At 72.9% G+C, this 11,543-nt stretch carries 10 protein-coding genes; all 10 read left to right on the top strand.

The genetic code is table 11. The annotated features are described in order from the left end of the window. Positions 1-81: 81 nt before the first annotated feature. From FHX44_RS04265 to FHX44_RS04220, 10 genes are read left to right on the top strand one after another with little or no spacing between them, the layout of a single operon-like run. Positions 82-1,128: a sugar ABC transporter substrate-binding protein gene (locus FHX44_RS04265; protein WP_147254264.1), complete on the top strand. Its 1,047-nt coding sequence runs from the start codon at positions 82-84 to the stop codon at positions 1,126-1,128. A 4-nt stretch (positions 1,129-1,132) separates the two neighbouring features. Beyond that, on the top strand, positions 1,133-2,653 hold the full coding sequence (locus tag FHX44_RS04260) for a sugar ABC transporter ATP-binding protein (protein ID WP_147254263.1): 1,521 nt from the start codon (positions 1,133-1,135) through the stop codon (positions 2,651-2,653). Continuing rightward, complete coding sequence (locus FHX44_RS04255) at positions 2,650-3,717, top strand: ABC transporter permease (protein WP_212612321.1); 1,068 nt, start codon at positions 2,650-2,652, stop codon at positions 3,715-3,717. The genes FHX44_RS04260 and FHX44_RS04255 overlap by 4 nt, the downstream gene beginning before the upstream one ends. After that, the gene (locus FHX44_RS04250) at positions 3,714-5,135 is read left to right on the top strand and encodes a dihydroorotase (RefSeq protein WP_147254262.1); all 1,422 of its coding nucleotides are present in this window, start codon (positions 3,714-3,716) and stop codon (positions 5,133-5,135) included. The genes FHX44_RS04255 and FHX44_RS04250 overlap by 4 nt, the downstream gene beginning before the upstream one ends. Next, the gene (locus tag FHX44_RS04245; protein ID WP_147254261.1) at positions 5,132-6,415 is read left to right on the top strand and encodes an MmgE/PrpD family protein; all 1,284 of its coding nucleotides are present in this window, start codon (positions 5,132-5,134) and stop codon (positions 6,413-6,415) included. The genes FHX44_RS04250 and FHX44_RS04245 overlap by 4 nt, the downstream gene beginning before the upstream one ends. After that, positions 6,412-7,392 (top strand): asparaginase, encoded by a 981-nt coding sequence (locus FHX44_RS04240; RefSeq protein WP_170308766.1) that lies wholly within the window; start codon positions 6,412-6,414, stop codon positions 7,390-7,392. The genes FHX44_RS04245 and FHX44_RS04240 overlap by 4 nt, the downstream gene beginning before the upstream one ends. A 41-nt stretch (positions 7,393-7,433) precedes the next feature. Next, complete coding sequence (locus tag FHX44_RS04235) at positions 7,434-8,618, top strand: CaiB/BaiF CoA transferase family protein (protein WP_212612320.1); 1,185 nt, start codon at positions 7,434-7,436, stop codon at positions 8,616-8,618. Further along, positions 8,615-9,388, top strand: a complete 774-nt coding sequence (locus FHX44_RS04230) for an enoyl-CoA hydratase-related protein (protein ID WP_147254259.1) — start codon at positions 8,615-8,617, stop codon at positions 9,386-9,388. The genes FHX44_RS04235 and FHX44_RS04230 overlap by 4 nt, the downstream gene beginning before the upstream one ends. A gap of 27 nt (positions 9,389-9,415) precedes the next feature. Continuing rightward, positions 9,416-10,273, top strand: a complete 858-nt coding sequence (locus FHX44_RS04225) for a fumarylacetoacetate hydrolase family protein (protein WP_147254258.1) — start codon at positions 9,416-9,418, stop codon at positions 10,271-10,273. Then, positions 10,266-11,540: a hydroxyacid-oxoacid transhydrogenase gene (locus FHX44_RS04220; protein ID WP_147254257.1), complete on the top strand. Its 1,275-nt coding sequence runs from the start codon at positions 10,266-10,268 to the stop codon at positions 11,538-11,540. Before FHX44_RS04225 ends, FHX44_RS04220 begins: the two co-directional genes overlap by 8 nt. Positions 11,541-11,543 lie beyond the last annotated feature (3 nt).

Genomic DNA, 11,543 nt, shown 5'->3' with positions numbered 1-11,543 from the left:
ATCAGCACAGCCGGTAACAACAAGCAATACAAGCATAACAAAGGTGATCACCACGTGGTGATCACGGCGAAGGGAACCGGTATGAGCAGGTCAGCGCGGACCACTCTCGCGGCCGCAGCCGTGACCGCGATGCTCGCCACCGCCGTGGCGTGCGGTGCGGACGGTTCTGATGGATCGGGCGGCAACTCGGGTCATCGGGTCGCGTACTCCTCGACCTCGATCAGTGACCAGTACCGGGTCACGTTCGCCCGGCTCCTCGAGGAGGCCGCCGTGGCGCGGAACTTCGAGATGCTGCCGCTGGCAGACGCGAACAACGACCCCGCCAAGCAGATCACCGACGTCACCACGCTGCTCGGCCAGGGCGTCGACGGGATCTTCATCGTCGTGCTCGACAGCGAGGCGATCAAGCCGGCGCTCGACCGCGCCGAGGCCGCCGGCGTGCCGGTCGTCGCGGTCGACCAGGGCCCCCTCGCGGGCAAGGTGGCGATCACCGTGCGCGGCGACTCGGTCCTGGAGGGACGGCACGCCTGCGAGGCGATCGGCGAGCAGATGGGGGGCACGGGGAAGGTCCTCGAACTGCAGGGCGACCTCGCCGGGGTGATCGGCGTCCAGCGCAGCAAGGGCTTCAACGACTGCATGGCCGAGAAGTTCCCGGGCATCACCGTGGTCTCGCGGCCGACGCAGTGGGCGCAGGAGAAGGCCACCACCGCGACGCAGACGGTGCTCAGCACCGACCCCGACGTGAACGCGATCTTCCTGGCGAGCGACTCGGCGATGCTGCCCGGCGTCATCGAGGTGCTCGACCGCCTCGGCAGGCTGGTGCCCGCCGGTCAGGACGGGCACATCCCGATCGTCAGCATCGACGGCTCCCCGTTCGGTCTCGACCAGGTGCGCGCCGGCCACGTCGACGCCATCATGGCCGCCCGGCTCGGCGACTACGCGACGCTGTCCGCCGACTACCTCCAACGGGCCATCGAAGGCGAGACCTTCACCCTGGGGCCGACCGACCACAACTCCACGATTGTGCAGGACGGCGAGAACCTCGCCGACGTCCTCGTCGCCACCCGCGTCACCCGCGAGAGCGTCGACGACCCTGCGCTGTGGGGCAACCAGGTCGGTGAGGACTGAGCCGATGCCGACCCTCGAATCGACATCCACGGCCAGCCCGCCGCCGGCCATCGAGGTCGACCGCATCAGCAAGTGGTTCGGCTCGACGCACGCCCTCGACGACGTGTCGTTCACGGTGGGGAAGGGGCAGTCCCGCGCGCTGCTGGGCCGCAACGGCGCAGGCAAGTCGACCCTCGTCTCGCTCGTCACCGGCATCGACCGCCCCGACGGCGGGGAGCTGCGGATCGCCGGTGAGCCGCTCCACGGTCAGGACGACCGGATCGGCTGCGTGTACCAGCGGTCGAGTCTGATCCCCGCGTTCACGGCGGCGGAGAACGTGCTGATCAAGCAGTACCCGCGCCGTCGCGGCGGCGCGATCCACTGGCCGGAGTTGCGGGATCGGGCACGGGCACTGCTCGACCAGTGGACCATCGGCGACCTGCACGCCGAGCCCGTCGAGCGCTTGCAACCGGTGCACAAGAAGATCGTGGAGATCTGCCGCGCGCTGGTCGCCGACCCCGAGGTGCTCATCCTGGACGAACCGACGGCGGGCCTGGACAAGAGCGACACGAGCAGGCTGTTCGCGCTGCTCGAGCGCCTCCGCGAGCGCGGCACGACCGTCCTCTACATCTCCCACCACCTCGAGGACGTCTTCCGGGTCTGCGACTCGATCACCGTGCTGCGGGACGCGCGGCACATCCTCACCGCCGGGATCGGCGACGTGACGATGCCGGAGCTGGTGGAGGCGATCGTGGGCGAGCAACCCCCGTCGGCCGCCGCGACCAGGGCCGCGGGCGAGGTCGACGCGCCGGTCGTGCTGTCGATCCGCCACGTGCAGGTCGACCGGCGGGTCGGCCCGGTCGACATCGAGCTGCGCGCGGGCGAATGCGTCGGCATCGCGGGGTTGGAGGGCTGCGGGAAGGCAACGCTCGCCCGGGCGATCGTCGGGCTGGAGCAGCGCACCGGGGACGTCGTCGTCGGCGGCAGCACGGTCGAGCCGGGTGACGTCCCGGCCGCGCTGGACGCCGGGATCGGGTACGTGCCCGAGGACCGCCACGTCGACGGCATGGTGCCGGTGCTCGACGTCAGCGAGAACTCGACGATGGCGCTCGCGCCGCGCATCGGAAGGCGGCCGCTGGGGTTCCTGCCCAGGATCAGCAGGCGGGCCGACCTGGACCGGGCCTACGGGGAGCTCTCCCGGCGGTGGCGCATCGTCGCCTCCTCGCCCCGCCAGCTCATCTCGGAGCTGAGCGGCGGCAACCAGCAGAAGTGCGTGATGGCGCGGGCGTTCGCGACCGATCCGCAGTTGCTCGTGCTCGTCAACCCGACGGCGGGGGTGGACGTGTCGGCGAAGGCCTCGATCCTCACCTCGCTCGGCAGCGTCCTGGACCGAGGGGCAGGGGTCCTCGTCTTCTCCGAGGACGCGGACGACTTCGCCCTGTGCGACCGGATCCTGATCATGATCAAGGGAAGCGTGGTGGCAGTGCTGGAGAACGAGTGGACCGAGGCCGACCTGGTCGCCGCGATGCAGGGGGAGGTCGCGTGATCGCGACGTCCACCGGGTCGCCGCCGCGGGCGATCACCCGGCTGCGCGGGGCCGTCAAGCCAGCGGTGTTCGGCCAGCTGGCCGCGCTGCCCGCGATCCTCATCGCGGTGCTGGTCGGGAGCCAGCTCAACCGGGCCTTCCTCACCGTCGACAACATCATGACCAACGTGCTCGCCGCGTCGGCGGTGCTCGGCGTGCTGACGGTGGCGGCCGCGCTGATCATCATCGCCGGGCACTTCGACATGTCGACGCAGTCGGTCGTGGCCTTCGCCCCGGTGCTGTCGGTGTGGCTGGTGGTACCCGCGGCGGCCGGGGGCGCGGGCGTCGAGCTGGACCCGGTGCTGGGCGCGCTGCTCATCTTCGTGCTCGGCGGGCTCGTGGGCGCGGTCAACGGGTTCCTGGTCGCGACGCTGAAGCTCAACGCGTTCATCGTGACGCTCGCGATGCTGATCCTGCTCCAGGGCATGACGCTCGGCATCGGCGGCGGGGAGACGCTGTCCAACCTCCCTGACGTGTTCATCTTCCTCGGCAGCACCCGCTACCTCGGTGTCCCGGCCGAGGTCCTGATCGCGGTGGCGGTCTTCGTCGGGGCCGGCCTCTTCATGCGCTACACGGTGACCGGTCGCCAGATCTACGCGATCGGCGGCAACCCCGAGGCTGCGCGGGCCAGCGGCATCCGGGTCGAGCGGATCACGTTCTGGCTGTTCGTCGCGAGCGGTGCCCTCGCAGGCCTGGCCGGCCTGCTGATGACCGCCCGCATCGCGTCCGTGACGGCCAGCCAGGGCAACAACATCCTGTTCACGGTGTTCGCGGCGGCCGTGATCGGCGGCATCGACCTGCGGGGCGGGCGCGGGCGGATCGTCGGGGTCGCCACCGGGGTGCTGCTGCTCGCGCTCGTCCAGAACATCCTGCTCGTCTCCCAGATCCCGTCGTTCTGGGTGAACGCGATCTACGGCGCGATCATCCTGCTGGCCCTCATGACCGGCGCGCTCGCGCAGGGTTCCTGGTTCGCCAGGGTCCGACGTCCAGCGGCAGCGAACCACCGAAGCGGGGATGAACGATGAGGGTGCTCGTCACGGGTGGCACGCTGGTCACCGCGTCGGGGCAGGTCAGGGCGGACCTGCTCTGCACAGACGGCAGGATCGCCGGGATCCTGGAGAGCGGCGGCGCCGCGGCGGCCGACGAGCGGGTCGACGCGTCCGGCCTGCTGGTCTTCCCCGGGTTCATCGACCCGCACGTGCACTCGCGCGATCCGGGGCAGACCGCCAAGGAGGACTTCGCCCACTCCACGCTGGCCGCTCTGTGCAGCGGCGTCACGACGCTGCTGGAGATGCCCAACGCCGTTCCGCCGATCAGCGACCGTGCGACCTTCGAGGAGCGGGCGGCCGCCCACGAGCGCACGGCGTCGGTCGACTTCGGGCTGTGGGGCCAGGCGTTCGGTGCGTCGAACCTCGACGACCTGCCCGGCCTGCTCGACGCGGGCGCCGTGGCGATCAAGCTGTTCTGGGGCTACGCACTGGACAAGCGCACGAAGAAGCTCGTCTACAACACCGGCGACGCCGCGCCGGACGACATCATCGCGCCGCCCGACGCGGGCGACGTCCTGCGCGTGTTCGAGGTCATCGGCGCGCGGGGCGGGCTGCTCGCGGCGCACTGCGAGGACCGGGAGATCGTGCTCGGCGGCGAGCGCGCGATCGGTGGGGAGATCCGCACCTACCAGGACCTGCTGGACGGTCGGCCCGCGCTCGCCGAGATCGCCGCGGTCTCGCGGGCCGCCGAGTTCTCCCGGGTGACCGGGTGCCGCTTCCACGTCGTGCACACGTCGACGGCGCGGGCGCTGGAGATCGTGCGGGCCGCCCGTGCGGACGGGATCCCGATCACCGCGGAGGCCTGCCCGCACTACCTCCTGCTGAGCGACGCCGACCACGAGCGCTACGGATCGGGGATGAAGGTGTTCCCGCCGATCCGCGGCGCCGACGACCAGGAGGCGCTCTGGGCGGCGATCGCGGACGGCACCGTCGCCTCGGTCGGCTCCGACCACGCCCCGCACACGCTGGAGGAGTTGGAGGGGTCCCTCGCCACGCGGCCGGCCGGCGTGCACGGCGTGGAGACGATGGTCCCGCTGATGCTCAACGAGATGGCCCGCGGCCGGCTCGCTCCGGAACGGGTCGCGGCGGTGCTCGCCGAGCAGACCGCACGGCTGTACTCGATCGACCACCGCAAGGGCCGCATCGCCCCCGGCCTGGACGCCGACCTCACCCTCGTCGATCCGCACCGCGAGCGCCGCATCGTCGCCGGCGAACTGCACACCAAGCACAAGGCCTCGGTGTACGACGGGTGGACCGTCCGTGGGACGGCCGTCGCGTCCCTGCTGCGCGGTGAGGTCGTGATGCGCGACGGCGAACCGGTGGCGCAGCGGCGTGGCCGGCTGGTGCGCACCAGCGCGGCCGAGGCGGCGGACGCCGCGGTGAGCGTCGCATGAACGCCCCGACCGCACTCGACGACCTGGCCGGCCGGGCGGCCGGACTGGCCTACTCCGACCTCGCGGAGCCGACCGTGCGACAGGTCGAGCTGCTGGTCACCGACCTCGTCGGGGCGGCGATCGCGGGCGCTCGGCGGTGCGAGCTCACCCGGTACGCGGACAAGGCCGCGAGCACGCGGCAGGCCAGGATGCTGGTGTCGGGCGACCGGTGGGGCGAGGCCGGTGTCGCTGCTTTCGTGAACGGCTGCGCCTGCGTGGCCCTCGAGCTCGACGACGGTCTCGTCGGTGGGGGCCACGCAGGCGCCCACGTGATCCCCGCCGCGCTCGCCGCCGCCCAGCGCGAGCACCGCTGCGGCGCGGAGCTGATCGCGGCCGTCGTGGCCGGGTACGAGGTGGCCGCCCGGCTGTTCCGCGCCTACCGGCTCCGGTACCCGGCACACCCGCACGGCCACCTCGGTGCCGTCGGCGGTGCCGTCGCGGTCGCGAGGCTGACCGGGACGTCCCCGTCGGCGGCCGCCCGGGTGGCCTCGACCCTGCCGATCCTGTCGACCTGGTCGGCGTGCTTCGAGGGGGTCTCGGCGCGCAACGCCGTCGTGGGGCTGGCGAACCTGGTCGCGATCACGGCCGCCGACCTCGCCGACGCCGGTTTCGTCGGTGCCACCGGTGCGCTGGAGGAGGCGTTCGGTCAGATCGCGGGCGAGCCACGGGACGCGGACGCGCTCGGCGGCGACGTCGACCCGGCGCGGCTCGCCGTGCACGACGCCGTCACCAAGCACCTCAGCGTGGCGGGGCCGCTGCACTGCGCCGTGGAGGCCGCGCGGCAGGTTGCCCGCCCTGGCCGGATCATCGAGGTCCGGGTCGAGACCGTGGCGGGCAACGTGAAGTTCGCCGGGCAGCCCCGGCCCAACTCCCTGTCCAGCCGGTTCTCGCTGCCGTACGCGGTCGCCGCCGCCCTGTGCAAGGACCCGGCGCGCGTGCGGTCGTTCGACCACGACCCGGAGGTCGCCGCGCTGGCGGCGCGGGTCAGGGTCGTCGCCGCTCCCGACCTCGAGGAACACCACCCCGGCACGCACGCCGCGCGCGTCACCGTCGTCGGCCCGGACGGCGAGGACACCGCGCTCGTGACCGAGCCGAAGGGCGGACCGGCGCGGCCGGCGACGGAGGCCGAGCTCGCCGCGAAGTTCGCGGCGCTGGTCCCCGGCGCCGCACCCGTCCACGAGCGGCTGACCTCCCTGCGCGACGTCGAGGACTGCGCGACGCTGATCGACGGTGCGCTGTGACGGCCACGACTCTGCCCGAGATCGTCGTGGTGGGAACCGGCGGCACCATCTCCGCCGTCGCCGACGCCCGCGGGCGCAACGGGTCGGGGCTCTCCGCGGGCGAGATCGCCGCGGGCGCGGGCTCCCTCGACGGCATCGCCGACATCCGCAGCTGCGACGTGCGCCGCATCCCCGGCCGCGCCATGACCCCGCCCGACATGCACGACATCGCCACCCGCGTGCTCGCCGAGGTGGCCGCCGGCTGCTCCGGGGTGGTGGTCACGCACGGGACGGACACCATGGAGGAGACGGTGTACGCCCTCGCCGCGATGCTCGACGTGGACGTGCCCGTCGTGGTGACCGGGGCGATGCGGCTGCCGGCGGACCCCGGCCACGACGGCGGCGGGAACCTGCGGACCGCGGTGGTGGCCGCCTCGTACCGCGGGCTGGCCGCCTACGGCCCGCTGCTGGCGTTCGGCGACGAGCTGCACCTGGCCCGGTGGGTCACCAAGGCGCACACCAGCCGGCCGGCCGCGTTCGCCTCGCCCGAGACCGGCCCGGCCGGGGTGGTCGTCGAGGGGCGGGTGCGGATGAACGCCGCCCCGGACGACTCGGACCACCTCGGCCTGCCCACCTCCCTCGGCGCGACCCGCGTGGAGCTGGTGTGGATCTACGCGGGTGCGGACGGCGCGCTGATCGAAGCTGCTTCCCAGCGGGCCGACGGCATCGTCGTCGCGGGAACCGGTGGTGGCCACACGCCGCCGTCGGTGGCCGCCGCGATCGGCGATGCCGTCGGTGGGGGCACCCCGGTCGTGATCGCCTCGCGGTGCGCGGCGGGCCCGACCCTGCACGACACCTACGGCGGGCCGGGCGGGGAGGCGCACCTGCGCAGCCTGGGTGCCGTCCACGCCGGCCGGTTGCCGGCCCTCAAGGCGCGGCTGCGCCTGCAGGTGGCGCTGGCGCTGGGCCGCGACGTCCACGAGGTGTTCCCGAGGTGAGTGCGGGAGAACGAGCAGCCGACGCGAGACAGGAGACGTCCGTGGTGTCCAGCCAGCCCCTCGACGGAGTGCGGGTCATCGACTTCACCCAGATCATGCTGGGTCCGTCGGCGACCCAGATGCTCGGCGACTACGGCGCCGACGTGATCAAGGTCGAGCGGACGGGGACGGGCGATCTCGCGCGCGCCGTGCTGCCCGACGACCCGGCGGGTCCGGACAACCCCGCGTTCAGCAGCCTGAACCGGAACAAGCGCAGCATCGTGCTCGACCTGACCAGGCCGGAGGGCCGCACGATCGCCCGCGAGCTGGCGCGCGGGGCGGACGTCGTGGTGAGCAACTTCCGGCCCGGTGTGATGGAGCGGCTCGGGCTCGGCTGGGAGGAGCTGCGCGAGATCAACCCGCGGCTGATCTTCGCCGTGGGCACCGGCTACGGCCTGACCGGTCCCTACCGGAGCAAGGGTGGCCAGGACATGCTGGCGCAGGCCCTCACCGGCGCCACGCACCGCAGGGCGGACCCGAACCGGCCGCCGCAGATGTTCGCCACGACGGTCGCGGACTACTCGGCCGGGATGCACCTGATGCAGGGCATCCTGCTCGCGCTGCTCGCCAGGGAGAAGACCGGGCGGGGCCAGCTCGTGCAGGCATCGCTGTACGACGCGATGCTGGCCATGCAGATGCAGGAGGCCACCCACCTGCTGATGCGCGGCGTCGAGCTGAACTGGGTGGCCATGCCGCACACCGGCGCCTTCGAGACGAGCGACGGGGCGCTGGTGCTCGTCGGTGCCTTCCGGGACGACCCGATCGCCGACATCTGCGCCGCCCTCGGCATGGAGGACCTCACCCGGCAGCCCCGCTTCGCCACGTTCGCACTGCAGTGCGCCAACCGCGCCGAGCTGCACGTCGAGCTGGGTGCTGTGTTCCGGCAGAACACCACCAAGCACTGGATCGAGGTGCTGGAGAAGGAGGACCTGCTCTGCGCCCCGATCCGCACCCTCGACGAGGCCCTCTGCGACCCGCAGACCGAGGCCAACGGCATGGTCGTCGAGATCGCTCGCGACGGCGAGGCGGTCCGCACCGTCGGGTCGCCGGTGAAGCTGTCCGACGGCGGGGCGCGGGTCCGATTCGCGCCGCCCCGGCTGGGTGAGCACACCGACGCCGTCCTCGCCGAGCTCGGCTACGACGTCGACCGGGTCGCGGCGCTGAGATCGGCCGGGGTCGTGTCGTGAACGTGCGCTTCGAGGTCGACGGCCACGTCGGGCGGATCACCATCGACCGGCCGGACGTGCTCAACGCCGTGGACCGGCGCACGCAGCGCGAGCTCGAGGACGCGTGGGACCGGGTGGAGCGCGACGAGCGGATCCGGGTCGCCGTGCTCACCGGCACCGGCGACCGCGCGTTCTGCGTGGGCGCCGACATGAAGTCGGGGGACCCCGACGGGCTCGCCTACTGGTCGGACACCCGCCGCGGCGGGTTCGGCGGGATCTCGGTCCGGCAGAGCCTGCTCACCCCCGTCATCGCGCGGGTGAACGGCCTCGCCCTTGGCGGGGGCTTCGAGATGGTCCTCGGGGCCGATCTCGCGGTGGCCGCCGAGAGCGCGGTGTTCGGGCTGCCGGAGGCGCTCGTCGGGCGCCTGCCCCTCGACGGTGGGGTGCCCCTGCTGCTGGGCGCCGTCCCGCGCAAGGTCGCCGCCGACGTCATGTTCACCGGGCGGCGGCTGTCGGCCGCGGAGGCGCTCGACCTCGGGCTGGTCAACGAGGCGGTGCCCGCGGGCGAGCTCGACGCCGCGGTGGACCGGTGGGTCGAGCGCGTCCTGCGGGCGGCTCCGCTGTCGCACCGGGCGATCAAGCAGCTGCTCCTCGCGAGCACCCGGCCCAGCCCCGAGGAGATCACGCAGAACGCGACCCCCGCGGTGGTCCGGGCGCTCGGCTCGGTCGACGGCGCGGAAGGCCCCGCTGCTTTTCGGGAGAAGCGCCCACCCCGGTGGACCGGGACCTGATATCCGAGATGGAAGGTGGACCGACTGATGAAGCTCGTGCGATTCGGTGAACCCGGCCGGGAACGCCCCGGTGTCCTGCACGAGGACTCGATCGTCGACGTGAGTGGCCGGATCCGGGACTTCGACCCCCGGTTCTTCGGGGAGGGCGGGATCGCGCACCTCGAGGCGGTCCTGGGGGACGTCGACGCGCTGCCCCGCGTCGACCCGGCCTCCGTCCGGATCGGGCCGCCGATCGGTCGACCGGGCAAGATCGTGTGCATCGGCCTGAACTACGCCGACCACGCCGAGGAAGCGGGCTTCCCGGTGCCGACCGAGCCGACGGTGTTCTTCAAGGCGCCCAACACGATCGTCGGCCCGTACGACCAGGTCCGCATCCCCCGGGGCGGCGACCGCACCGACTGGGAGGTCGAGCTCGCCGTCGTGATCGGCCGGGAGGCGCGCTACCTGCCGGACGAGGCAGCCGGACTCGACGTCGTCGCCGGCTTCGCCGTCGTCAACGAGATGAGCGAGCGCGGATTCCAGCTCACCCGCGGCGGCGAGTGGGCGAAGGGCAAGTCCTGCGAGACGTTCAACCCGCTCGGCCCGTGGCTGGTGACCCCGGACGAGGTCGCCGACGTCCAGGCGCTCGGCCTGTGGCTGGACGTCAACGGGGAGCCGATGCAGCGCAGCAGCACCAAGAACATGCTGTTCAGCGTCGGGTACCTCGTCTGGCACCTGAGCCAGTTCATGGTGCTCGAGCCCGGCGATCTCATCGACACCGGCACCCCGGGCGGGGTCGGGAACCTGCAGGACCCGCCGCGCTACCTCGCGAAGGGCGACGTGATCGAGCTCGGCGTCACCTGCCTCGGCGCCCAGCGGTTGACGTGCGTCGGCGCCGATGACTGAACCCCGCGAAACGCTCTTCTGGTGGCTGGCCGGGGCGATGAAGTTCGGCCCCGGCGCGCTCGGCGAGATCGGCGCGGACGCCGCCGGGCTGGGGCTGGCGCGCGTGCTGGTCGTGAGCGACCGGCAGGTCGTCGAGGCGGGCGTCGCCGCCCGCGCCGTCGACGCGCTGACGGCCGCGGGTGTCGGCGCACAGCTCTACGCCGACGTCGGCATCGAGCCGACGGACGAGTCGCTCGTCGCGGCGCACGAGGCGACCAGGGGCCTGCGCGTCGACGGGATCGTCGCCGTCGGCGGCGGGTCGGTGATCGACACCGCCAAGGCGGTCAACCTGCTGCGCACCAACGGCGGGGAGCTGCTCGACTACGTGAACGCGCCCGTGGGGGCGGGGCGCGCGCCGCACGCGCCGCTGCTGCCGCTGATCGCCGCCCCCACGACGGCCGGCTCGGGCTCGGAGAGCAGCGCGGTCTGCGTCATGGATCTCACCGCGCTGCACCTCAAGTCCGGGATCAGCCACCCCGCGCTGCGGCCCCGGCTGTCGGTCATCGACCCGCTCACGACGCTCGGCCTGCCGCGCGAGGCCACGATCTCGTCCGGCCTCGACGTGCTCTCCCACACGCTGGAGTCGTTGACGGCGAGCCGGTTCGACGCGCGGCCGCGCTCCGTGGGGGGCCGCCCGACGTACTGCGGCTCCAACCCGGTGTCGGACCCGCTCTGCCGGGAGGCGTTGCGGCTGCTCGGGCGCAGCTTCCGGAAGACGGTCGACGACGGCGACGACGTCGCCGCGCGCACCGACATGATGCTCGCCGCCACGCTGACGGCCATCGGATCGAGCACGGCGGGCGTGCACATCCCGCACGCGTGCTCGTACTCGGTGGCGGCGCAGGTGCACGACTACCGCCCGCCCGGGTTCCCGCAGGGCAGGCCGTTCGTCCCGCACGGCAACGCGGTCGCAGCGACGCTGCCCGCGACGCTGCGCTACGTCGCCCCCACGGTTCCCGATGCGCAACGTAGCGCGCTCGACGCGCTCGTCGGCGCGGGCGTTGCGGGCGCGTCGGAGGTGGGCGAGCGGCTCGCTGCCGGTGTCGTGGATCTGATGCGTGACATCGGAGCGCCGCGCGGCCTGGCCGAGTTCGGCTACGCCACGCACGACCTCCCGTCCCTCGTGGACGGCTCACTGAAGCAGCAGCGGCTGCTCGCGGGCGCGCCGCGCCCCGTCGACGCGGACGTGCTCGGGCGGATCCTCGCCGAGTCGCTCCACAACTGGTAGGGG

Source organism: Pseudonocardia hierapolitana (assembly GCF_007994075.1).
Lineage (GTDB): Bacteria > Actinomycetota > Actinomycetes > Mycobacteriales > Pseudonocardiaceae > Pseudonocardia > Pseudonocardia hierapolitana.
The sequence above is the reverse complement of the archived record's forward strand: the minus strand, read 5'-3'. Positions and strand labels throughout refer to the sequence as shown.

Excerpts from the sequence above, each read along its gene's own strand:
- FHX44_RS04265 (WP_147254264.1), top strand. The coding sequence starts at position 82 with ATGAGCAGGTCAGCGCGGACCACTCTCGCGGCCGCAGCCGTGACCGCG.
- FHX44_RS04260 (WP_147254263.1), top strand. The coding sequence starts at position 1,133 with ATGCCGACCCTCGAATCGACATCCACGGCCAGCCCGCCGCCGGCCATC.
- FHX44_RS04250 (WP_147254262.1), top strand. The coding sequence starts at position 3,714 with ATGAGGGTGCTCGTCACGGGTGGCACGCTGGTCACCGCGTCGGGGCAG.
- FHX44_RS04245 (WP_147254261.1), top strand. The coding sequence starts at position 5,132 with ATGAACGCCCCGACCGCACTCGACGACCTGGCCGGCCGGGCGGCCGGA.
- FHX44_RS04225 (WP_147254258.1), top strand. The coding sequence starts at position 9,416 with ATGAAGCTCGTGCGATTCGGTGAACCCGGCCGGGAACGCCCCGGTGTC.
- FHX44_RS04220 (WP_147254257.1), top strand. The coding sequence starts at position 10,266 with ATGACTGAACCCCGCGAAACGCTCTTCTGGTGGCTGGCCGGGGCGATG.